This window comes from Falsiroseomonas sp. RANM36 (assembly GCF_056682175.1).
In genome coordinates, this window is the sequence record NZ_JBWXTD010000004.1 from 241,985 (window position 1) to 263,151 (window position 21,167).

General features: G+C 71.4%; 20 protein-coding genes. 17 read left to right on the forward strand and 3 right to left on the reverse strand.

Features of this window, described 5'->3' with window-relative positions:
• Positions 1–381 precede the first annotated feature (381 nt).
• Genes AC1MIR_RS14965 through AC1MIR_RS14975 form a run of 3 tightly spaced genes read left to right on the forward strand, consistent with a single transcriptional unit; the run spans position 382 to position 3,189 of the window.
• Complete coding sequence (locus AC1MIR_RS14965; RefSeq protein WP_480028988.1) at positions 382–1,011, forward strand: hypothetical protein; 630 nt, start codon at positions 382–384, stop codon at positions 1,009–1,011.
• Between the two features lie 4 nt (positions 1,012–1,015).
• Positions 1,016–2,098 (forward strand): hypothetical protein, encoded by a 1,083-nt coding sequence (locus AC1MIR_RS14970; protein ID WP_480028989.1) that lies wholly within the window; start codon positions 1,016–1,018, stop codon positions 2,096–2,098.
• A complete protein-coding gene (locus tag AC1MIR_RS14975) occupies positions 2,095–3,189 on the forward strand; it encodes a glycosyltransferase family 4 protein (RefSeq protein WP_480028990.1) in 1,095 nt (364 codons plus the stop codon). The genes AC1MIR_RS14970 and AC1MIR_RS14975 overlap by 4 nt, the downstream gene beginning before the upstream one ends.
• Before the next feature lie 9 nt (positions 3,190–3,198).
• On the opposite strand, the gene AC1MIR_RS14980 is transcribed toward AC1MIR_RS14975, so the two are convergent.
• Positions 3,199–5,535 (reverse strand): bifunctional salicylyl-CoA 5-hydroxylase/oxidoreductase, encoded by a 2,337-nt coding sequence (locus tag AC1MIR_RS14980; RefSeq protein WP_480028991.1) that lies wholly within the window; start codon positions 5,533–5,535, stop codon positions 3,199–3,201.
• 116 nt (positions 5,536–5,651) lie between these two features.
• Here AC1MIR_RS14980 and AC1MIR_RS14985 point away from each other — a divergent pair, with 116 nt between their 5' ends.
• Genes AC1MIR_RS14985 through AC1MIR_RS15010 form a run of 6 tightly spaced genes read left to right on the forward strand, consistent with a single transcriptional unit; the run spans position 5,652 to position 10,938 of the window.
• On the forward strand, positions 5,652–6,386 hold the full coding sequence (locus AC1MIR_RS14985; protein ID WP_480028992.1) for an SDR family NAD(P)-dependent oxidoreductase: 735 nt from the start codon (positions 5,652–5,654) through the stop codon (positions 6,384–6,386).
• Positions 6,383–6,904 carry a MarR family winged helix-turn-helix transcriptional regulator gene (locus AC1MIR_RS14990; RefSeq protein WP_480028993.1) on the forward strand — a complete coding sequence of 174 codons (522 nt, stop codon included), beginning with the start codon at positions 6,383–6,385 and terminating at the stop codon, positions 6,902–6,904. The genes AC1MIR_RS14985 and AC1MIR_RS14990 overlap by 4 nt, the downstream gene beginning before the upstream one ends.
• Positions 6,901–7,728, forward strand: coding sequence for an enoyl-CoA hydratase family protein (locus tag AC1MIR_RS14995; protein ID WP_480028994.1), 828 nt, complete (start codon positions 6,901–6,903; stop codon positions 7,726–7,728). The genes AC1MIR_RS14990 and AC1MIR_RS14995 overlap by 4 nt, the downstream gene beginning before the upstream one ends.
• The gene (locus tag AC1MIR_RS15000) at positions 7,728–8,885 is read left to right on the forward strand and encodes an acyl-CoA dehydrogenase family protein (protein WP_480028995.1); all 1,158 of its coding nucleotides are present in this window, start codon (positions 7,728–7,730) and stop codon (positions 8,883–8,885) included. The genes AC1MIR_RS14995 and AC1MIR_RS15000 overlap by 1 nt, the downstream gene beginning before the upstream one ends.
• Before the next feature lie 11 nt (positions 8,886–8,896).
• A complete protein-coding gene (locus tag AC1MIR_RS15005; RefSeq protein ID WP_480028996.1) occupies positions 8,897–10,534 on the forward strand; it encodes a benzoate-CoA ligase family protein in 1,638 nt (545 codons plus the stop codon).
• Positions 10,531–10,938 carry a RidA family protein gene (locus AC1MIR_RS15010; protein ID WP_480028997.1) on the forward strand — a complete coding sequence of 136 codons (408 nt, stop codon included), beginning with the start codon at positions 10,531–10,533 and terminating at the stop codon, positions 10,936–10,938. Before AC1MIR_RS15005 ends, AC1MIR_RS15010 begins: the two co-directional genes overlap by 4 nt.
• On the opposite strand, the gene AC1MIR_RS15015 is transcribed toward AC1MIR_RS15010, so the two are convergent.
• Both AC1MIR_RS15015 and AC1MIR_RS15020 read right to left on the reverse strand, forming a co-directional pair.
• Positions 10,923–11,153 (reverse strand): hypothetical protein, encoded by a 231-nt coding sequence (locus tag AC1MIR_RS15015; RefSeq protein ID WP_480028998.1) that lies wholly within the window; start codon positions 11,151–11,153, stop codon positions 10,923–10,925. The genes AC1MIR_RS15010 and AC1MIR_RS15015 overlap by 16 nt on opposite strands.
• A 10-nt stretch (positions 11,154–11,163) precedes the next feature.
• Positions 11,164–11,307, reverse strand: coding sequence for a hypothetical protein (locus AC1MIR_RS15020; protein WP_480028999.1), 144 nt, complete (start codon positions 11,305–11,307; stop codon positions 11,164–11,166).
• Positions 11,308–11,484: 177 nt separating this feature from the next.
• Between AC1MIR_RS15020 and AC1MIR_RS15025 the strand changes: the two genes are divergently transcribed.
• The 8 genes from AC1MIR_RS15025 to AC1MIR_RS15060 all read left to right on the forward strand — a co-directional run.
• A complete protein-coding gene (locus AC1MIR_RS15025) occupies positions 11,485–12,702 on the forward strand; it encodes an NADP-dependent isocitrate dehydrogenase (RefSeq protein WP_480029000.1) in 1,218 nt (405 codons plus the stop codon).
• A 392-nt stretch (positions 12,703–13,094) separates the two neighbouring features.
• Positions 13,095–14,132 (forward strand): ABC transporter substrate-binding protein, encoded by a 1,038-nt coding sequence (locus AC1MIR_RS15030; protein ID WP_480029001.1) that lies wholly within the window; start codon positions 13,095–13,097, stop codon positions 14,130–14,132.
• 15 nt (positions 14,133–14,147) lie between these two features.
• Entirely contained in the window at positions 14,148–15,611 is a 1,464-nt protein-coding gene (locus AC1MIR_RS15035; RefSeq protein ID WP_480029002.1) for an NAD(P)-binding domain-containing protein, read from the forward strand.
• Positions 15,612–15,617: 6 nt separating this feature from the next.
• Positions 15,618–17,093, forward strand: a complete 1,476-nt coding sequence (locus tag AC1MIR_RS15040; protein ID WP_480029003.1) for a 4-hydroxyphenylacetate 3-hydroxylase family protein — start codon at positions 15,618–15,620, stop codon at positions 17,091–17,093.
• Positions 17,090–18,259 (forward strand): amidase, encoded by a 1,170-nt coding sequence (locus AC1MIR_RS15045; protein WP_480029004.1) that lies wholly within the window; start codon positions 17,090–17,092, stop codon positions 18,257–18,259. The genes AC1MIR_RS15040 and AC1MIR_RS15045 overlap by 4 nt, the downstream gene beginning before the upstream one ends.
• A complete protein-coding gene (locus AC1MIR_RS15050; protein ID WP_480029005.1) occupies positions 18,256–19,158 on the forward strand; it encodes a polysaccharide deacetylase family protein in 903 nt (300 codons plus the stop codon). Before AC1MIR_RS15045 ends, AC1MIR_RS15050 begins: the two co-directional genes overlap by 4 nt.
• Positions 19,155–20,132, forward strand: a complete 978-nt coding sequence (locus AC1MIR_RS15055) for a substrate-binding domain-containing protein (protein ID WP_480029006.1) — start codon at positions 19,155–19,157, stop codon at positions 20,130–20,132. Before AC1MIR_RS15050 ends, AC1MIR_RS15055 begins: the two co-directional genes overlap by 4 nt.
• 2 nt (positions 20,133–20,134) lie before the next feature.
• Positions 20,135–21,167: hypothetical protein (locus tag AC1MIR_RS15060; RefSeq protein ID WP_480029007.1), on the forward strand; the 1,033-nt coding region annotated here is incomplete at its 3' end.

Here is a 21,167-nt window from a genome sequence, read left to right on the forward strand (position 1 = left end):
GGGGGGGGGCGGGTGTGCCGGGGGGGGGCGCGATCCCCGGGCCGCGGGGCGGGGCGCGCCGGGATCACCGGATGGACAGGCCGACCCGTCCAACTCGCCACCCATGCCGACGCCCTCGCGCTCCACGCGAGAAACTTATAGGGTCTGTAACCTTTGCGACAAGACTTGCCCTGGCAGTCGCGTCGAATTTGCACTGCACGGGGCCTTCCGGAGACGGGTTGCCAGGGTGTCTCCCGGGATGCGACGGCCCGCAGGAAGGCGCGCGGAAGGTGGCGGGACAGGTGCCTGCGCGGCGCCCGGCAGTGCGCGGCCGGTCGTCGGAATTGCACAACGCCTCCGGCTGGTGCATGTGCGACCAGGGGGACCGGGACGGAAGATCGGGTGCTGAAGGGCCACATCGACGCACTGACCACCGCGGACTTCGTCGAAGGGTGGGCCGCCGACGACGAGCGCCCCGCGCTGCGCATCGAGATCATCGCCTCCGAGGAGGGGAAGGTCGCGGAAGGCCGGGCGCATCTGTTCCGCGCCGATCTCGCGGAGGCCAGGCTCGGCCTCGGCTGGTGCGCGTTCCGCCTGCGGGTGCAGCCCTACGCCAATGCGCTGCGGCGGCAGAAGCTCGCCCTGCGCGAGGCGGAAACCGGCACGGTGCTGCACGAGATCGAGAACTGCACGCTGCGCGACGACCTCGATCTGCCGTGCAACACGGTCGAATCCGCGATCGCGAGCGATCCCACCGTCATCACCTCGCTGGCGCAGCTGCGCGGCTGCCAGGCGCTGCTGGCGAATTTCGTGACGCGGCGCGGCGTCGGCGAGTTCGTGCGCGCCGCCTATGTCTATGTGCTCGGTCGTCCGGTGGATCCGACGGCGCTGGCCTCCTATGGGCGGATGCTGCGCACCGGGGCCATCACGCCCTTCGGCCTGCTCTCGGTGCTGGCCGACAGCGACGAGTTCCGCGCGCGCCCGCGCCAGCTCGCCTCGCCCAACGCCACCGGCTTCGTCTTCCGGGTCTGAGGCGATGTTCGAAGGCGGCGTCGCGATCTCCCTCCCCGGCCGGCATGCGGCGGGCCTGCAGGTGTCCGGCTCGGTCTTCGGGCCGGAGGAGCTGAGCGGCGCGGTCCTGCCGCCCGAGCTCCGCCTGGCGGCGGACCTGGTGGTCGAGGCGGCGCGGATGCGGGGGCTGCCGGTGCGCTTCGTCGCCCGCCCCGAGGTCTTCACCCATGGCGTGCTGGCCGAGAAGCTGGCCGCGCGACTGGAAGGCGCGAGCGATCACGTCGCGCTGTGCGACGGCACGGCCTTCCGCCCGCTGCCCGGCCTGCGCAACCACCTGTTCTTCTACCGTCGCGGCGCGCCGGATGCGTGGCAGCAGATGCGCCGGCTGGTCGAGGTGGCGCCGGAGCTGTTCTGCGGCATCGCCTCGCAGGTGAACGGCACGCTCGCCTTCCGCATGGGTGGCGTCTGGCACCGCCCGCCCGCGACCTTGCTGGCCTTCGAGGAGACGCCGCGGATCACCCCGGCCGCCCTGCTGCCGGTGTTCTGCCACCCGGGCGACCCGGAGGGCAGCGCCGCGGCCGCCGTCAGCGAGGAGGCCGCGGAGGATGCGCCGCCGCTGCCGCCGGGACCGCTGCGCTATGTGCCGCTGACCGAGGCGATGCTCGCCGATGCCGCCTTTGCCCGCCTGCTGGCCGAGCGGCTGCTGGGCGCGATGCTGCGGGACGAGGCGCCGCTCGTGCTGCAATTGCCGCTGCTGTCCGATGGCAGCGGCGACATCGCGGAGCAGATCGCCGCGGTGGTGCGCGCGTTCGGCCGCACCGGCGTGACCTTCCCGCGCCACGCAGGCGCTTCGGCGCGCTGGGCGACGGCGCCGGTGGAGCGCGAACTGCTGCATGGCGCGAGCGTCCTGGCGCATCCGGGCCTCGATTTCTGGCGGCTGGGACGCGACCTCTGGCACGCCGCCGGCGAGATCGAGACGGTGCAGGACGGACCGGCCGGCGCCGCCTTCGTGCGCCTGTTCGGCGACTGGCTCGGCGGGGAGCGGCCGCTGCGGCTGCTGCATTCGCGCCGCGCCCGTGACCATGTGACGGTGGGCAGCGTGCTGTGACCGGTGCCGCGAAACCCCCGCTGACGCTCGACATCGCGCCGCTGCTGGAAGACCAGTGGACGGGCATCCCGGTGTTCACCCGCCGTCTCGTGCAGGCGCTGGAGCGCAGCGGGGAGGTGGACCTCTCCTTCGCCGTGCGGCTGACGCGGATACCCGCGCCGCGGCTGTGGGACACGGTCCGCGCCGGCTTCGGGACCTTCCTCCGCACCGATTTCGAGCATGGCCTGATCGAGGGTCTGGGGCGGATCGATCCCGCGATCCCCCTGCTCTATCCCTCGGTGAAGTCGGCCTGCGGCATCTGCCGCACCGAGGCCAGCGTGATCCACGATGTCAGCACGCTGGTGATGCCGGAGACCCATGCGGAAGCGAATGTGCGCTTCCACCTCGATCCGCTGCGCGAGCAGCTGGTCACCGACGATGTGGTGTTCTGCGCCTCCGAGGCGACGCGGGCGGCGCTGGTGGCGGCCTTTCCCTCCTGCGCGGCGAAGGCGCGGGTGCTCTACCAGTACGCCGACTGGCCCGAGGAATTCGCCCTCGACGACCGCAACCTGCCGCGCGTGGCGCTCGGGCGCTATGCCGCGGTGATCGGCACGATCGAGCCGCGCAAGAATCTCGGCCTGCTGCTGCGGGCGCTGTCGCATCCGGCGGTGCGCGACAGCGACCTGCGCTTCGTGGTCATCGGCAAGAAGGGCTGGAACCTGGATGCGGCGCTGGCCGGGCTCGATCCGGCGCAGCACAAGCGCATCCTGTTCACCGATTTCGTCTCCGAGTTCGCCAAGTACCGGCTGCTGCGCGCGGCGGAATTCCTGGTGTTCCCCTCGATCTACGAGGGCTTCGGGATTCCGGCGCTGGAGGCGATGCATCTCGGCAAGCCGGTCCTCGCCGCCTTCACCTCGAGCTTCCCCGAGGTGATCGGCGATGCCGGCGTCTATTTCGACCCGCTGTCGGTGGACGAGTTCGCCGCCGCCTACCAGGAGATCTCGAACCCGGCACGGCTCGCGGAACTCGCACCGAAAGCCGTGGAGCAGGCGCAGCAGTTCAACTGGCAGCGCATGGCCGCACCCGTGCTGGAGTGGCTCAAGGGCCGCTGACGCGGAGCGCTATTCGGCGGCCCGCGGCAGGCCCGCAGGCGCCGGCGCGTGGCTCTTCGGCCTGGCCTTCAGCCGCAGCTCGCGCAGATCCGCCTGGTTCCGCGCCTCGTTGCGCAGCAGCGCGTCCCTGCCCCAGCGATATTGCGGCGGGCAGGCGACGTCGCGCACGCCGTACTGCGCCGCGGCCTGCATGGCGAAGAAGGGGTTCGTCAAATGCGGGCGCGCCAGCGCGACGAGGTCGGCACGACCGGCGCCGAGGATGGTGTTCGCCTGGTCGGCGGTGGTGATGCTGCCGACGCACATGGTGGCGATGCCGGCCTCGTTGCGGATCATGTCGGACCAGGGCACCTGGAACATCCGGCCATAGACCGGCTCCGCGTCATGCACCGTCTGGCCGGTGGAGACGTCGATCAGGTCGGCGCCGGCGGCGGCGAAGGCGCGCGCGATCGCCAGGCAATCCTCGTCCGAGAGGCCGCCCTCCTTCCAGTCGGTGGCCGAGATGCGGACCGACATGGGCCGCTCCGCCGGCCAGGCCGCCCGGATGGCGGCGAAGACCTCCAGCGGGAAGCGCAGCCGGTTCGCGACAACGCCGCCGTAATCGTCGGTGCGGATGTTGGTCAGCGGCGAGAGGAAGGACGCCAGCAGGTAGCCGTGCGCGCAGTGCAGCTCCAGCATGTCGAAGCCGGCGGCGATGGCGCGCCGCGTGGCGGCAACGAAATCGTCGCGCACGGCGTCCATGTCGGCGCGCGTCATCTCGCGCGGCACCTGGCTCTGCGTGTAGTAGGGGATGGGGCTGGCGGAGAGGATCGGCCAGGCGCCGGATTCGAGCGGCTGGTCCATGCCTTCCCACATCAGCTTCGTCGCGCCCTTGCGCCCGGCATGGCCGAGCTGCAGGCAGATCCTCGCCGCGCTGTGTCGGTGCACGAAACCCACGATGCGCGTCCAGGCGGCCTGCTGCGCGTCGTTCCACAGCCCCGTGCAGCCGGGCGTGATGCGCGCCTCGGGCGAAGGGCAGGTCATCTCGGTGAAGACCAGCCCGGCCCCGCCCAGCGCGCGGCTGGCGTAGTGCTGGAAGTGGAAGTCGCCGGGGAGGCCGTCCTCTGCGGAGTACATGTCCATGGGCGAGACGACGACGCGGTTGGCGATCCGCATGTCGCGCAGCGCGAAGGGCTGGAACAGCGGCGGCTTCGCATCGTCGGCCGGAAGGCCCTTGGCGCGCGCTTCCTCGGCGAAGAGCGTCTGCGTCTCCGCCACGAACTCCGGCGCGCGCAGCGCCAGGTTGTCCCAGGTGATGGCCTTGGATCGCGTCATCACGCCGAAGGCGAACTTCGTGGGGTGGAAGTGCCAGAAGCGCTTCACATGCTCGAACCAGACCAGCGAGACATCGGCCGCGTGCTGGATCTTCTCGACCTCCTCCCGCCGCGCGAATTCGAAGCGCGCGAGGCAGGCCGGCACATCGCCGCCGGCCAGGAAGGCCTGGTGCAGCGCGATCGCATCCTCCATCGCCAGCTTGGTGCCCGAGCCGATGGAGAAATGCGCGCTGGCCTTGGCATCGCCGAGCAGGACGATGTTGTCCTTCACCCAGGCGCCGCACTTGATGGCGGGGAAGCGGCGCCAGTTGCTGCGGTTGATCAGCAGGCGATGGCCTTGCAGGTCATCGGCGAAGACGTCTTCGAGGTAGCGCGCGCTCTCCTCCTCGTTCATGTGCTCGAGGCCGGCGCGGGCGAAGGTCTCGGGGTCGGTCTCCAGCACCCAGGTGCTGGCGCCGGCCTCGTACTGGTAGCAATGGGCGATGAAGATGCCTTCGGGCCGTTCGCGGAAGAAGAAGGTGAAGGCATCGAAGGGGCGCGTGCTGCCCATCCAGGCGAAGCGGTTGGGGCGGAGATCGACTTCCGGCCTGAAGTGGTCGCGCCAGCGTTCGCGGATCGGGGAATTGATGCCGTCGGCCGCGACGATCAGGTCGGCGTCGGGAAAATCCTCTGGCGTCGCCTCGCGGCGGAACGCCATCTCGACGCCGAGGGCACGGGCACGCTCCTGCAGCAGCAGCAGGAGGGTGCGGCGGGAACAGCCGCAGAAGCCGTTGCCGCCGATGCGGTGCACCGCACCCTTCGCGTGGATCTCGATGTCGTCCCAATAGGCGAAGCTCTCGGTGATGGCGCGGTAGGATGGCTCATCGGCGGCCCGAAAAAAGTCGAGCGTGGCGTCGCTGAAGACCACGCCGAAGCCGAAGGTGTCGTCAGGGCGGTTGCGCTCCACCACCGTGATGCGCGCGGCGGGGAAGTCGCGCTTCATCAGGATCGCGAAGTAGAGCCCGGCGGGCCCGCCGCCGATCACCGCGATGCGCATGGCACACTCCTCCTCCGGTCCGAGATACTTTAAGCTTCAAGGATCGTCGCGTCCACCGGATTCCGCGCTTGCGGCGCAACGCCAGGATGTTTTAGGCTTCAAACATCGGAGGGTGGATGCAGGCAGGCACGCTCAGCGGGCTGGAGGCGCTGGTGACCGGCGGCGGCAGCGGGATCGGGGCGGCCTGCGCGGCCGCGCTGACCGCCGCCGGCGCCCGCGTCACCGTCATGGGCCGGCGGGAGGCGCCGCTGCGCGCCGTGGTGGAACGCGGCCATGCCGCGGCCGCGCTGCCGGGCGACGTCACCGCGCCCCCTGCCCTGCCCGGCTTCGCGCTGCTGGTGAACGCGGCGGGCGCGGCGGAGAGCGCGCCCTTCCTGAAATCCGACGATGCGCTGTTCGACCGCATGTGGCGCGTCAACGTGATGGGTGCCGTCGCGATGACGCGCGCGGTCCTGCCCGCGATGATCGGTGCCGGCTTTGGCCGCGTGGTCCACATCGCCTCCACCGCCGCCCTGAAGGGCTACCCCTATGTCAGCGCCTATGTCGCGGCGAAGCATGCGCTGCTCGGCCTGACCCGCGCCCTGGCGCAGGAGGTCGCGACGAAGGGCGTGACGGTCAACGCGGTCTGCCCGGGCTTCACCGAGACCGACATCGTGGCCCGATCCGTCGCGCACATCGTCGCCACCACCGGCCGCGCCGAGGCCGAGGCGCGGGCCGAGCTCGCGAAGCACAACCCGCAGCGCCGCCTGGTGCAGCCGGCAGAGGTGGCGCAGGCGGTGCTGATGCTCTGCGCGCCCGCCGCCTCCGCCATCAACGGCCAGGCCGTCGCGGTGGACGGGGGCGAGACATGAGCCAGCCGGACGACGCCCTGCCGATCGCCGTGGACGCCGAGACGGCGCTGGCCCACGCCCCGCCCGGCCACAAGGACGAGCTTCGGCTATGGCTGCGGCTGCTGACCTGCACGACGCTGATCGAGGGCGAGATCCGCACCCGGCTCAGGCGCGACTTCGACACCACGCTGCCCCGCTTCGACCTGATGGCCGCGCTGGAGCGCGCGCCGGGCGGGCTGACGCTTGGCGAGGTCTCGCGCCGGATGATGGTGAGCAACGGCAATGTCACCGGCCTCGCCACGCGGCTGGAGGCGGAGGGCCTGGTGGAGCGGCGCGCGCATCCCGGCGACCGTCGCGCGCAGATGCTGCGCCTGACGCCGAAGGGACGCCGCGACTTCGCCCGCCAGTCGGCGGCGCATGAAGGCTGGATCGCCGAGATGCTGGACGGCCTCGACGCGGCGGAGCGCACGTCCCTGTTCCGCCTGCTCGGCAGGACCAAGGCCTCGGTCCGCGCCGCGCTCTCGCCGGAGGAAGCATGATCACCGCCATCGCCGGCCCGCTGGCCGGGTACCGCGCGCAGCACCTGAAGCTCGAGATCGGCGGAGCCGTCGCGACGCTCACGCTGGACCGGCCGGAGCGGAAGAACCCGCTCACCTTCGAGAGCTACAGCGAGATGGCGGCGATCCTGCGCGCCGCGGCGCATGACGACGCCGTGCGCGCGATCGTGGTGACCGGATCGGGCGGCAATTTCTGCTCGGGCGGCGATGTCCACGAGATCATCGGGCCGCTGCTGGAACGCGACACCAGGGGCCTGATGCGGTTCACCGCGATGACCGGCGAGCTGGTGAAGGCGATGCGCGCCTGCCCGCAGCCGATCGTCGCGGCGGTGGATGGCGTCGCCGCCGGCGCCGGCGCGATCATCGCCATGGCCTCCGACCTCCGGCTCGGCACCGCGCGCAGCAAGGTGGCCTTCCTGTTCAACCGGGTGGGCCTCGCCGGCTGCGACATGGGCGCCTGCGCCATCCTGCCGCGCATCATCGGCCAGGGGCGCGCGAGCGAATTGCTGTATCGCGGCCGCTCGCTCGGCGGCGAGGAGGGGCTCGCCTGGGGGTTCTTCAACAGCCTGCATGCGCCGGACGAATTGCAGGGCGCGGCGGCGGCGCTGGCGCGGGAGATCGCGGAGGGCCCCTCCTTCGGCCATGCGATGACCAAGCGCATGCTGCAGATGGAATGGGCGATGTCGGTGGAGCAGGCGATCGAGGCCGAGGCCGTCGCGCAGGCGCTTTGCATGACCACCAATGATTTCCGCCGCGCCTACGAGGCCTTCGTCGCGAAGCAGCGTCCGGTGTTCCGGGGGGATTGATGCCCGACGCATCCTTCCTCGACTGGCCGTTCTTCGAACCGCGCCACAAGGGATGGGCGGCGGAGGTGGAGGCGTGGGCGGCGGCGCATGCCGAGCAGCTTTCCACCGAGCACGACGCCGACGGCAGCACCATCGCGCTGGTCCGCGCGATGGGCGAGGCCGGGCTGCTGCGCATGCCCTGCCCGGCGGATGGCAGGCTCGATGTGCGCAGCCTGTGCCTGGCGCGCGACATCCTGGCGCGCCATGCGGGGCTGGCGGACTTCGCCTTCGCGATGCAGGGGCTCGGCACCGGGCCGGTGACGCTGTTCGGCACGGAGGCCCAGCGCGACCGGGTGCTGCCGGGCGCGCGCGCGGGCACGGCGCTGGCCGCCTTCGCGCTGAGCGAGCCGGAAGCGGGCAGCGATGTGGCGGCGCTGGCGACGGTGGCGGAGCGCGACGGCAATGCGCATTACCGGATCTCGGGCCAAAAAACCTGGATCAGCAATGGCGGCATCGCCGCGACCTATGTCGTCTTCGCCCGCACGGGCGAGGCGCCGGGCGCCAGGGGCCTGTCCGCCTTCCTCGTGCCGGCCGACACGCCGGGCCTGCGCATCGAATCCCGCATCGAGGTCACCGCCCCGCATCCGCTGGCGACGCTATCCTTCGAGGCCATGCGCATCCCGGCCGAGGCGATGATCGGCCGGCCCGGGGAGGGTTTCCGGGTCGCGATGGGGACGCTCGACGTGTTCCGCGCGACGGTCGGCGCGGCGGCGCTCGGCTTCGCGCGCCGCGCGCTGGACCTCACGGTCGAACGCGCGACAGGGAGAAGGCTGTTCGGCGCGGCTCTGTTCGACCAGCAGATGTCGCAGGCCGCGATCGCCGACAGCGCGACGGAGGTCGAGGCCTCCGCCCTGCTGGTCTATCGCGCCGCCTGGCTCAAGGATGCGGGCACGCCGCGCATCACGCGCGAGGCCTCGATGGCCAAGCTGCATGCGACCGAGACCGCCCAGCGCGCCGCCGATCGCTGCGTGCAGATCCATGGCGGGCTTGGCGTGACGAAGGGCCACAAGGCCGAGGAACTCTACCGCGAGGTCCGGGCGCTGCGCGTCTATGAGGGCGCGTCCGAGATCCAGCGCGTGGTGATCGCCCGCGCCGAACGCGACCGGCGCGGATCATGACGGAGGCGGGGATGGACGGCACGACCGCTGACCTGGCACCCAGCGCGCATCTGGACAGCTTCGCGCGCGACAACCTGCCGCCGCGCGCGCAATGGCCCGCCTTCCTGCTGGACCGGCCGGAATACCGCTATCCCGCGCGGCTGAACTGCGCGGCGGAGCTGCTGGACCGCAACCTCGCGCGTGGCCGCGGCGAGCATCCGGCGATCGTCACGCCCGCCGAGACGCTGACCTACCGCCAGCTCGCCGCGCGGGTGAACCGCATCGCCAACGTGCTGACGACGCGGCTCGGCTTCGTGCCGGGCAACCGCGTGCTGCTGCGCAGCGCCAACAATGCCTGGATGGCGGCCGCCTATTTCGCCGTGCTGAAGGCGGGCGGCGTGGTGGTCGCGACCATGCCGCTGCTGCGCGCGAAGGAACTCGGCCAGATGCTGCGCAAGGCGCGCATCAGCCACGCGCTCTGCGACGCCCGCCTGGTGGAGGAACTGCGCAAGGCGGATGCGCCCGACCTGAAGCACCTGGTCACCTGGGGCGATGGCGGGCTGGAGGCGATGTGCGATGCCGCCCCGGCCGAGTTCACCGCCTGCGACACCGCCGCCGACGATGTCTGCCTGTTCGGCTTCACCTCCGGCTCCACCGGCGAGCCGAAGGCGACGATGCATTTCCACCGCGACATGCTGGCGATCTGCGACGGCTACGCGGCGCAGGTGCTGCGGCCGGGGCCGAACGACATCTTCATCGGCTCGCCGCCGCTCGCCTTCACCTTCGGCCTGGGCGGGCTGGTGCTGTTCCCCTTCCGCGTGGGGGCGACGTCCGTGCTGCTCGAGAAGGCGCCGCCCGAGGATCTGCCGGCGCAGATCGCGCGCCACCGGGCGACGGTCTGCTTCACCGCGCCGACCGCCTACCGGATCATGGCGGGGCTTGCCGCGCAGCACGACCTCTCCACCCTGCGCAAATGCGTCTCGGCCGGGGAGGCGCTGCCGAAGCCGGTCTTCGACGCCTGGCAGCAGGCGACGGGGCTCACGCTGATGGACGGCATCGGCGCCACCGAGATGCTGCACATCTTCATCGCCGCGCGGGAGGAGGAGATCCGCCCCGGCGCCACGGGCGTCCCGGTGCCCGGCTATCGCGCCCGCGTGGTGGACGAGCGCGGCGCCGAGGTGCCGCGCGGCACGCCGGGCAGGCTCGCCGTGCAGGGGCCGACGGGCTGCCGCTACCTCGCCGATCCGCGCCAGGCCAGCTACGTCCAGGATGGCTGGAACATCACCGGCGACACCTACGTCCAGGACGAGGACGGCTATTTCTGGTACCAGGCGCGCAACGACGACATGATCGTCTCGGCCGGCTACAACATCGCGGGGCCGGAGGTCGAGGCGGCGCTGCTGACCCACCCGGCGGTGAAGGAATGCGGCGTGGTCGGCGCGCCCGACGCAGAACGCGGCATGGTGGTGCGGGCCTATGTCGTGCCGCATCCGGGCCACAAGGCAGGGCCGGAGCTCGCCAAGGCGCTGCAGGATCACGTCAAGCGCGAGATCGCGCCCTTCAAGTATCCGCGCAGCGTCGTCTTCGTGGAGACGCTGCCGCGCACCGAGACGGGCAAGCTGCAGCGCTTCGCGCTGCGCGACCGCGCCAGGCAGGAACCGACCGCATGACGCTCACAGCCCTGCAACCGCCTGGCTGGCCGGCGCCGCGCGGCTACTCCAACGGCATGATGGGACGCGGCCGCATCGTGCTGGTGGGCGGCCAGATCGGCTGGGATGCGGAGGGGCGATTCCCGCCCGGCCTGGTTGCCCAGGTGCGCCAGGCGCTGCGGAACATCCTGGCCGTGCTGCAGGAAGCCGGCGGCGGGCCGGAGCACATCGCCCGCCTCACCTGGTATGTCACCGACATGGCCGAATACCGGGCCAGCCTGAAGGATCTCGGCCCGGTCTATCGCGAGGTGATGGGCCGGCACTTCCCGGCCATGGCGCTGGTGCAGGTCGTCGCCCTGGTCGAGCCCGAGGCGCGGGTCGAGATCGAGGCGACCGCGATCCTGCCCGATCAGCCGCCGGGCTGATCCGCCGGCTCGGCGGGCGGAAGATCGTCGGCAGCGTCACCCGCGCCCGCGCGCCAGCCATGGCGCTCCTCCCGCATGCGCTTCGCCAGCAGGGCGGCGCCGACCAGCCCCGCCCCCGCGGTCGCGGTCAGCGCGATCGCCCCAGCCGCCGCCAGGCCCGCGGCGATCGCGACGGGGGCGGCCATCATCCGTCCGGCGCAGCGCATCAGCAGCATCGCAGTCTCCCTATCTTCCGTCCGATGTGGGGCCTTGCGGCGCCGCGGCAAGCAGCGGCCGCTCCGCGGCGCAGGAGCAGACCAGGCTGCCATCGGCCAGCAGGTTGGGCAGGGTCGGCTCCCCGCAATGCGGACATTCGACGGCTTCCCGCATGGGAGTGCTTCGGATGATCACGCCGCAGGCCTAGCGGGCCGGTCCGGGGCCCGCAAGCCGCGGTCTTGCGGGGGCGGGAGGGGGTTGGCATGTTCCGCCACCCGCGCAGGGCAGCGGCGCCCGTCGGCGCCGGACGGAAGGCAAGCAGGTCCCGAATTGGGACCCCAGAGGATCGGCATGGCCAAGATCAAGGTGAAGACACCCGTCGTCGAGATGGACGGGGACGAGATGACCCGCATCATCTGGGGGTTCATCAAGGAGAAGCTGATCCTTCCCTATCTCGACATCGACCTGAAATACTACGACCTCGGCGTCGAGTATCGCGACCAGACGGACGACCAGGTGACCGTGGACGCGGCGAACGCCACCAAGAAATACGGCGTCGGCGTGAAGTGCGCGACCATCACGCCCGACGAGGCGCGGGTGAAGGAGTTCAACCTCAAGAAGATGTGGCGGAGCCCGAACGGCACGATCCGCAACATCCTGGACGGCACGATCTTCCGCGAGCCGATCATCATCCAGAACGTGCCGCGCCTGGTGCCGCACTGGTCGAAGCCGATCGTGGTGGGCCGCCATGCCTATGGCGACATCTACCGCGCGGTGGAGATGAAGGTGCCGGGCGCGGGCAAGGTCGCGATGACCTACACGCCGGAAGGGGGCCAGCCGCAGGAGATCGGCGAGTTCGTCTTCAAGGGCGGCGGCGTCGCCATGATGATGCACAACCTGAACAGCTCGATCGAAGGCTTCGCGCGCGCGTCCTTCAACTACGGCCTGCAGCGCAACTACTCGGTCTATTTCAGCCACAAGAACACGATCCTCAAGGCCTATGACGGCAACTTCAAGGACATCTTCCGCGGCATCTACGACGCCGAGTTCAAGGCGGAGTACGAGAAGCGCGGCCTGACCTATGAGGATCGCCTGATCGACGACATGGTCGCTTCCGCCCTCAAATGGGAAGGCGGCTACATCTGGGCCTGCAAGAACTACGACGGCGACGTGGAATCGGACATCGTCGCGCAGGGCTTCGGCAGCCTCGGCCTGATGACCTCGGTGCTGCTCTCGCCGGACGGGCAGACGGTGGAGAGCGAGGCCGCGCACGGCACGGTGACGCGCCACTATCGCGAGCACCAGAAGGGCCGCGAGACCAGCACCAACCCGATCGCCTCGATCTTCGCCTGGACTCGGGGCCTCGCCTATCGCGGCAAGTTCGACAACACGCCGGATGTCGTGGACTTCGCCAATGCGCTCGAGCAGGTGTGCATCGAGACCGTCGAGGCCGGGCACATGACGAAGGACCTGGCGATCCTGATCTCGAAGGACCAGCCCTGGCTGAATACCCAGGCGTTCCTGAACAAGCTGGACGAGAACCTGAAGAAGAAGATGGGCATGGCCTGACCGGCCGGTCCACGCCAAGGATGCGGCCGCCGCGGCATGCCCGCGGCGGCCGTTCGCGCGTACCGGGCAAGGGCACGCCGCCGAACGCCCGATTTCTGGGCGGGAATTGCTCGCTCTTGCCCCTCATTTAAGCAACAGCGGCGCGCCACGTGGAATCTGCGCGGATTGGGCGCTGGCGCATCGGCATCGCGCTGCTAGCCTTCCGAGGCTCGGGCGAGCCGGAAAGACGGGCCTGAGCCGACATCGCCGTGACCTCGCCGGACCGCCGCGCGCGCGCCCGGCGCGTGACGGAGGCCCAAGCCGATGCCGCCGCAAGCCGCCTGCGCCCGATACGTCGCCCGCACGGCCCTGCCCTTCCCCCTGCCCTGCCTGCCCCTGTGAAGGAGGTGACGATGCTTCGCCTGTCCCGCCGCCATGCGCTGCTGCTCGGCGCCGCCGCCGCGGCGCCCATGGCCCGCCCCGCGCTCGCCCAGCGGCGCCCGATCCGCTTCATGCTGGACTGGACGCCGCTGGCGCATCATGCAGCCTGGTTCCTGGCGGTGGACCGCGGCTATTTCGCGCGCGCAGGCCTGCAGGTGGAGATCCAGCGCGGCTACGGCTCGGGCGACGTGGTGACCAAGATCGCCGCCGGCGCGGCCGATTTCGGCTTCGGCGACCCCGGCGCCATCGTGAAGCACAATGCGGACAATCCGGGGCGCGCGGTGCTGAACGTCTACCAGTATTTCGACCGTACCCTCGCCGCCGTGGTGACGCTCGCCGGACGCGGCATCGAGACACCGGCCGACCTCAAGGGCAAGAAGCTCGCCGCACCCGCCGGCGATGCCGGCCGCACGCTGTTCCCGGCCTTCGCCCGCGCCAACGGGCTGTCGCCGAACGACGTCACCTGGATCACGGTCGCGCCCCCGATCCGCGAGCCGATGCTCTACCGCGGCGAGGCCGATGCGATCACCGCCTTCATCTCCAGCGCCTATTTCGTGCTGCAGGCGCTGGGTGCGAAGGCCGACGACATCAAGATGTTCCGCTACAACGACCACGGCGTGGACATCTACGGCAACGGCCTGCTCACCACGGCCGAATATGCGCAGCGCGATCCCGGCCTGGTGCGGGCCTTCGTCGCCGCGACCATCCAGGGGCTGAAGGACTCCCTCGCCGACCCCGTCGCCGCGGTCGCCGCGATCCGCGCGCGCGAGCCGCTGACCGACCAGGCGCTGGAGAATGCCCGCTTCGCCTTCACCATGCGCGACGTGGTGCTGACGCCGGCGGTCGCCGCGCAAGGCACCGGCTATGTGGACCCGGCCCGCGCCCGGGCGATGGTGACGACGGTGGCGGAGGCCTTCGGCGTCGCAAGCCCGCCCGCCTACGAGAGCTTCATGCGCACGGATTTCCTGCCGCCGCAGGCCGACCGCATACTGCCCGCGCTGCGGAGCTGAGGCCGGATCCTCGCGATGGACGCGCTGCCCGCCGCCCGGCTCGCCCCGCTGCCTGATGCGGCAGCGCGCCTGGCGGCGCTCGAGCGGCGCGCGCACTGGGAACTCGAGACGCTGCGCTACCCGGCGCGGCCCTGGGTGCGGCCGTTGCCGCGCGCGGAAGGGCCCGTGCATGACGTGGCGATCATCGGCGCCGGCCAGCACGGCATCGCCACGGCCTTCGCGCTGCGCCTGGCCGCGGTGCAGGACGTGGTGGTGCTGGATGCCGCGCCGGCCGGCGCGCAGGGCATCTGGCGCCGCTTCGCCCGCATGCCGACGCTGCGCACCCCGAAGCATGTGACGGGGCCCGAGCTCGGCTTCCCGTCCCTCTCGGTGCGCGCCTGGTTCGAGGCGCGCCATGGCGAGCCGGCCTGGGCCGCGCTCGGCAAGATCGGCCGCGAGGACTGGCACGACTACCTGCTGTGGCTGGCCGCCACGCTGGGGCAGGAGATACGGCATGGCTGGCGCGTGACGCGCATCGCGCCGCTCGATCCGCAGGTGCTGGCGCTGGACGCCGAGGATGCCGAAGGCCGGCAGCGCCGCCTGCTGGCGCGCCAGGTCGTGGCCGCCACCGGGATGGACGGCAACGGCGCCTGGGCGGTGCCGGAGACGGTGGCGGGCAACCTGCCGCGGGAGCGCTACGCGCACACGGCGGAGGCGATCGACTTCGCGGCCCTGGCCGGACGGCGCGTGGTGGTGATCGGCGCCGGCGCCTCGGCCTTCGACAATGCCGCGACGGCGCTGGAACATGGTGCGGCGCAAGTGGATCTGCTGGCGCGGCGGGCCGACATGCCGCGCGTCAATCCGAACCGCTGGATCGAATTCGCCGGCTTCCTCCAGCACTATGCCGACCTGCCGGACGCGCTGAAGTGGCGCTACATGCGCAGCCTCTTCGCGCTGAGCCAGCCGCCGCCGCAGGAAAGCTGGGATCGCTGCGCCGCGCATCGCAATTTCCGCGTCACGCTCGGCGCGCCGCTCGCGGCCGTGGCGATGGACGGCGCGGAGATCCGGCTGGAGACGCCGCGCGGCATCGTGCGCGCCGATTTCCTGATCCTCGGCACCGGCCTCGCGGTGGACCTCGCGCGGCGCGCGGAGCTGGCGACGCTCGCGCCGCATGCGGCGCTGTGGCGCGACCGCTTCGCCCCGCCGCCGGGAGAGGAGCATGCGACGCTCGGCGGCTTCCCCTATCTCACGCCCGACCTCGCCTTCACGCCGCGCGATGCGGCCGGCGCCTGGATCGGGCGGGTGCGCAGCGTCTCCTTCGGCTCGCTGCCGAGCTCCGTCTCCTCGGCCGGCATCTCCATGCTGCGGCCGACCGTGGAGCGCATCGCGCGCGGCATCGTGCGCGACCTCTTCCTCGAACAGGCGGAGGGCGACCACGCCCGGCTGCTCGCCTATGACGAGCGGGAGCTTGTCTCGATGCGCCTCGCCGCGGAAAGCTGAGGGACCATGATCAAGAACGCCGAGGCCCATCTGCGGAGCCTGCGCGACGGCCGCGCCGTGTTCATCGACGGGCGGCAATGCCGGGATGTCACGACCGACCCCGCCTTCGCCGGCGCCGTCGCCTCCGCCGCCGGGCTCTACGAATACCAGTCGGCGAACCCCGACGAGATGACCTTCGAAAGCCCGACCGCGCCGGGAAGGCGCGTGGGCCTGGCGTGGATGATGCCGCGCAACCATGCGGAGCTGGTGCTGCGGCGGCGCGCGATGGAACGCTGGGCGGAGCTGTCCTGCGGCATGATGGGCCGCACGCCCGACCATGTCGCCTCCACCTTCGTCGGCTTCATGGCCGGTCTTCCGGTGTGGCGCGACTACGACAAGAAGCGCGCCGCGGCGCTGGAGGACTATTTCCGGCACATCCGCGACAACGATCACTGGGTCGCCTATGTCATCATCAACCCGCAGGCCGACAAGTCGAAGCAGGCGAAGGACCAGCCCGGCGGCGACCTTGTGGCGCGCGTGGTGGACGAGGATCAGCGCGGCATCACCATCCGCGGCGCCAAGATGCTGGCGACCGCGGGCGTGATGGCGAACGAGATCATGATCAGCGGCATCGTCGCACTGCAGCCGGGCGACGAGCCCTATGCCTTCACCGCCGTCACGCCGATCGCGACGAAGGGCCTGAAGATGCACTCCCGCCGCAGCTACGAGGCGGCTTCGGGCAACGGCTTCGACTATCCCCTCGCCGCCCGCTTCGACGAGAACGACGCGGTGGTGTTCTTCGACGACGTGAAGATCCCGTGGGAGCGCGTCTTCGTCCATCGCGACCTGCGGATGATGCAGGCGCAATGGCACGAGACGCGGGCACATGTGATGCAGAACTACCAGTGCATCGTCCGCCTGGCGGTGAAGCTGCGGTTCCTGCTCGGCCTGGCGCACAAGGTGGCCGAGACGAACGGCATCCTGAACTTCCCGCAGACGCGCGAGACGCTCGGCCTGCTCGCCGCCAAGGCCAGCACGATCGAGGCGCTGGTCACGGCGATGGAAGCCGGCGGCGAAGATTTTTGCGGCACCTTCGTGCCCGACCGGCGCCTGCTGGTGGCCGCGCAGACGGTCGCGCAGACAACCTATCCCGAATTCATCGAGGCGATCCGGCTGCTCTCGGGCGGCGGGCTCATCATGGTGCCCTCCTCGGCCGCCGACTTCGACGGTGGCGAGATCGAGACGCTGATCAACGCCGCCCAGCGCTCGCCCGCGACGGATTCCCTCGGCCGCGTGAAGCTGATGAAGCTTGCCTGGGACGCGATCGGCAGCGAGTTCGGCTCGCGGCACCTGCAATACGAGATGTTCTATTCCGGCCCGCAATTCGCGATCCGCGGCAACGCCTATCGCTTCCACGACTGGTCCGCGCCGCGCGGCATGGTGGAGCGCTTCATGGCCAGCTACGGCCTGCCGGGCGCCGCGAAGCGGGCGGCGGCGGAATGACGCAGGAGGCGATCCGCGCAAGCGCCTTCGTCGCGCATGGCGCGGTCACGCTGCAGGGCGCGCCGGAAGGGAGCCTGGCCGGCCTGACCTTCGCGGCGAAGGACCTGTTCGATGTCGCCGGCACGAAGAGCGGCTGGGGCAACCCCGACCGGCTGGCGGAAGCGCCGGTCTCGCTCAGCACCGCCAGCGCCCTGCTGCCGCCTCTGGCCGCCGGCGCGACGCTGATCGGCAAGACCCATACGGACGAGCTCGCCAGCGGCATGTTCGGCGAGAACCCGCATTACGGCCCGCCGATCAATCCGCGCGCACCGGACCGCGTGCCGGGCGGGTCTTCCTCCGGCTCGGCCTCGGCCGTCGCGGCCGGGCTCTGCGACTTCGCCTTCGGCACGGACACCGGCGGCAGCGTGCGGGTGCCGGCAAGCTTCTGCGGGCTGTTCGGCATCCGCACCACGCACGGCCGCGTCTCCACCGCCGGGCTGATGCCGATGGCGCCGAGCTTCGACACGGTGGGCTGGTTCGCGCGCGACGCGGCGCTGCTCCGCCGCGTCGGCGCGCTGTATTTCGGCGGTGCGCGGAATTCTGCGCGGCTGCTGCTGGCGGAGGATGCGCTCGGCCTCTGCACCGAGGATGTCGGCGCGGCGCTGCGGGGCGCTGCGGCGCGGCTGGACGCCGTCACCGCCGTCACGCTCTACGCCGAGGGCATCCCGCATTGGCTCGACACCTTCCGCCCGCTCCAGCTCGGCGAGCTCTGGGCGACGCATGGAAGCTGGGCGAGCATGCCGGGCCGTCGCCTCTCGCCGCTGGTCGGCGAACGCATCGTCGAGATCGCCGCGAAGGTCCCCGCCGAGGCGATCGCCAAGGCCTGGATCGCGCGGGAGGCGCTGGCCGCGCGGCTGCAGGACATGCTCGGCGACGACGGCCTTCTGGTGATCCCGACCGCCCATGACCTGCCGCCGAAGGTCGGCGCCCCGGTCGCCGCGCAGATCGCGTTCCGCGACCGCACGCTGGCGCTGACCTGCGTCGCGAGCCTCTGCCGCCTGCCGCAGGTCAACCTGCCGGCTGGCACGCTGCACGGCGTCCCGATCGGGCTGTCGCTGATCGGCCCGCGCGACGGCGATGCGATGCTGCTCGCCGCGGCCGAGGCGCTGGCGCCGGCGCTGGCATGATCCTGCCGCGCGACTTCGTCGGCTATGCCGGCCGGCCGCCCGACGTCACCTGGCCGAATGGCGGGCGCCTCGCGCTGGTGCTGGTGCTGAACATCGAGGAGGGCGCGGAACCCTCCATCCCCGATGGCGACCCGGCGACCGAGCTCGCGCTGACCGACGGCATCCCGGGCGAGGTCCCGCCTGGCACGCGCGACCTGCTGGCGGAGAGCCTGTTCGAATACGGCGCGCGCGCCGGCGTCTGGCGCATCTGGCGGGAGGCCGAGGCGCGCGGCCTGGCGCTGACGCTGTCCTGCTGCGGCCGCGCGCTGGAACGCAACCCGCCGCTGGCCGCCGCGATCCGCGCCGCCGATCGGCACGAGGTGCAGGCGCATGGCAATGGCTTCCGGCGGCACTGGACGCTGACAGAAGCCGAGCAGGAGGCGGAGATCGCGAAGGCCGTCGCCTCCCTCGAAGCGACGACCGGTCGCCGTCCCCTGGGCTGGCAGAGCCGTTACAGCCCGACCGCCGCGACCCGGGAAATCCTGCAGCGCCACGGCTTCCTCTACGACGCCGACTTCTACGCCGAGGACCTCCCCTGCTGGACGAGCGTGGCGGGCGCGCCGCATCTGATGATGCCGCACAGCTTCGTGCTCAACGACAACCGGCTGGCCACCGCGAAGCTGCCGACCGCAGACGACTTCCTGGCCCAGCTCGTCGCCGCCTTCCGCGTGCTGCGCACCGAGGCGCGGACGCAGCCGCGCATGATGGTGGTCAGCCTGCATGCCCGGATCACCGGCCAGCCGGCGCGCTTCGACGCGCTGCGCCGCTTCCTCGATCGCCTCGCGACGGCGCCGGAGGTCTGGCAGGCCACGCGGCTCGACGCCGCGCGCCACTGGATGGAACAGGTGCCGCCGCCATGACCCTTCGCCTCACCATCGGCGCGTCCGACTGCGACCGCCTGCGGGCCCTGGCCGAGGGCCAGGTCCCGATCGCGGGGGTGGAGGCCGACGTCACCGTCATGCCGCTGCAGCCGCTGTTCAACCTCCAGATGACGACGCATCGCTTCGACTGCACGGAGTTCCCCATCGCGACGTGGCTGCGGCACTTCGACAATCCGCGGCAGGACTATGTCGGCATCCCCGTCTTCCCCTCGCGCCATTTCCGCTTCTCCTGCGTCTATGTGAACAGGGCGAAGGGCCTGACGAAGCCAGCGGAGCTGGCGGGGAAGCGCGTCGGCACCATGGTCTGGGACATGGCCGCCGCCGTCTGGCTGCGCGGCATCTTCGCCGAGTTCCACGGCCTGCCGGCGGAGGCGCCGATCTATGTCACGGCCGGCGCGGAAGCGCCGCGCGCCGGCGACGACCATCCGCAATACTACCCGCCCGGCGTGCGCGTGGAGCATGTGACGGACCGGTCGCTGTCGCAGATGCTGGCGGATGGCGAGATCGACGCGCTCTACACCGCGCGCGCCCCCTCGACCTATTTCTCCGCGCCCGACAAGGTCGGCCGCCTCTTCGCCGATCCGATGGCCGCCGAACTCGACTATTTCCGCGCCACCGGCATCTATCCGCCGATGCACCTGATCGCGGTGAAGACCGCGCTGGTGAACGAGAATCCTTGGCTGCCGCGCGCGCTGTTCGACGCCTTCGCCGAAAGCCAGCGCCTGTCCCGGCTGCGCCTGCATGACAGCGCCACGCTGGCCTTCGGCCTGCCCTTCCTGGCACAGCATCTGGAAGAGACCGAGCGCCTGCTCGGGCCGGATTTCTGGTCCGTCGGCTTCGCGAAGAACCGGGACATGTTCGCCACCCTGATCCGCTACATGCGCGCGGAAGGCCTGCTGCGCCGCCACCTGGCGCCGGAGGATCTCTTCCCCGCCTCGCTCCTGGAGACCTGAGCATGGTCACCACCGACGATCGCGACCGCCGGCTGGTCGAATCCGCCGCGAAGTACAGGCCGCCCTTCACGCTGGATCCGACGCTGGCGCTGTACTGCCCGCAGGACAATGTGGACTCGCTGCGGCACCCGTCCATCCGGGCCTGGTTCGACTTCATCCTGAAGGACTACGCGCCGTCGCTTCCCGCCGGGCGGCGCGTGCTGCTGCTGCTGCCCTGCACGGCGACCAAGCCCTACATCCTCTCGACCGAACACCGGCGCATCAACGCCGCGCTGCTCGCCGCCGGCTTCGCGCCGACCGCGCCGGCCGATCCGCTGCTGCTGCCGCTGCGCGAGGCGGGGGAGCCCGAGGCGCTGTTCAGCCTCGCGCCCCTGGTCCATGCCTCCGGCACGGTCGTGCATCGCGCGGTGATCTCGGAACCGCTGGGCCTGGTGCCCTATGAGCACATGCTGGCCTATCCCGGCGGCGTATCGCCCGCCGTGCAATACGACGATCCGGGCCTGTTCGAGGAGCGCGGCAACGCCGTCTCGCCCTGGCGGGCGGACCACAGCGCCACGCGCGTCTCGGCCACCCGGTGGAAATGGGGGCCGAGCGAGAAGCGCGCCTATGTCGTCATGCACAACGCGATGGCGGAGACGGTGGCGAAGGCGCTCGCGCGGTTCGGCCATCTCTATGCGCAGCGCGTGTCCTGGGTCGCGCCGGGGCTGACGCACCGCTCCTTCGTCATCGCGAAGGAGGAACGCGCGGCGCACGGCATCGCCGCGACGAAGCAGGCCGGCGGGGAGAGGCTGACGCTCACCGGCGCCAACGACCTGCTGGCGCCCGGCCTTCGCATCACCGCGCTGCCGACCCGCCCGCAATGCGCCGCGGCGCTGCAACGCCTGGCCGACCGGCTCGGCGTCACGACGAAGGAGGCCGCCGGGCCCTTCGGGCGCGGCGGCGGCGGCGCCCCGCCCCGGGCGCGGCCCGAACTGCGGGAGGACCTGCAGGCGGAAGTGCTGCCGCGGCCCCTAGCCCGCCCCGCCGGGAGGCCGC

Bases quoted from the DNA above. Each gene is read 5' to 3' on its own strand.
- AC1MIR_RS14970 (WP_480028989.1), top strand. From the start codon at position 1,016: ATGTTCGAAGGCGGCGTCGCGATCTCCCTCCCCGGCCGGCATGCGGCG.
- AC1MIR_RS14980 (WP_480028991.1), bottom strand. From the start codon at position 5,535: ATGCGCATCGCGGTGATCGGCGGCGGGCCCGCCGGGCTCTACTTCGCG.
- AC1MIR_RS14985 (WP_480028992.1), top strand. From the start codon at position 5,652: ATGCAGGCAGGCACGCTCAGCGGGCTGGAGGCGCTGGTGACCGGCGGC.
- AC1MIR_RS14990 (WP_480028993.1), top strand. From the start codon at position 6,383: ATGAGCCAGCCGGACGACGCCCTGCCGATCGCCGTGGACGCCGAGACG.
- AC1MIR_RS14995 (WP_480028994.1), top strand. From the start codon at position 6,901: ATGATCACCGCCATCGCCGGCCCGCTGGCCGGGTACCGCGCGCAGCAC.
- AC1MIR_RS15000 (WP_480028995.1), top strand. From the start codon at position 7,728: ATGCCCGACGCATCCTTCCTCGACTGGCCGTTCTTCGAACCGCGCCAC.
- AC1MIR_RS15005 (WP_480028996.1), top strand. From the start codon at position 8,897: ATGGACGGCACGACCGCTGACCTGGCACCCAGCGCGCATCTGGACAGC.
- AC1MIR_RS15010 (WP_480028997.1), top strand. From the start codon at position 10,531: ATGACGCTCACAGCCCTGCAACCGCCTGGCTGGCCGGCGCCGCGCGGC.
- AC1MIR_RS15015 (WP_480028998.1), bottom strand. From the start codon at position 11,153: ATGCTGCTGATGCGCTGCGCCGGACGGATGATGGCCGCCCCCGTCGCG.
- AC1MIR_RS15020 (WP_480028999.1), bottom strand. From the start codon at position 11,307: ATGCGGGAAGCCGTCGAATGTCCGCATTGCGGGGAGCCGACCCTGCCC.
- AC1MIR_RS15025 (WP_480029000.1), top strand. From the start codon at position 11,485: ATGGCCAAGATCAAGGTGAAGACACCCGTCGTCGAGATGGACGGGGAC.
- AC1MIR_RS15030 (WP_480029001.1), top strand. From the start codon at position 13,095: ATGCTTCGCCTGTCCCGCCGCCATGCGCTGCTGCTCGGCGCCGCCGCC.
- AC1MIR_RS15035 (WP_480029002.1), top strand. From the start codon at position 14,148: ATGGACGCGCTGCCCGCCGCCCGGCTCGCCCCGCTGCCTGATGCGGCA.
- AC1MIR_RS15040 (WP_480029003.1), top strand. From the start codon at position 15,618: ATGATCAAGAACGCCGAGGCCCATCTGCGGAGCCTGCGCGACGGCCGC.
- AC1MIR_RS15045 (WP_480029004.1), top strand. From the start codon at position 17,090: ATGACGCAGGAGGCGATCCGCGCAAGCGCCTTCGTCGCGCATGGCGCG.
- AC1MIR_RS15050 (WP_480029005.1), top strand. From the start codon at position 18,256: ATGATCCTGCCGCGCGACTTCGTCGGCTATGCCGGCCGGCCGCCCGAC.
- AC1MIR_RS15055 (WP_480029006.1), top strand. From the start codon at position 19,155: ATGACCCTTCGCCTCACCATCGGCGCGTCCGACTGCGACCGCCTGCGG.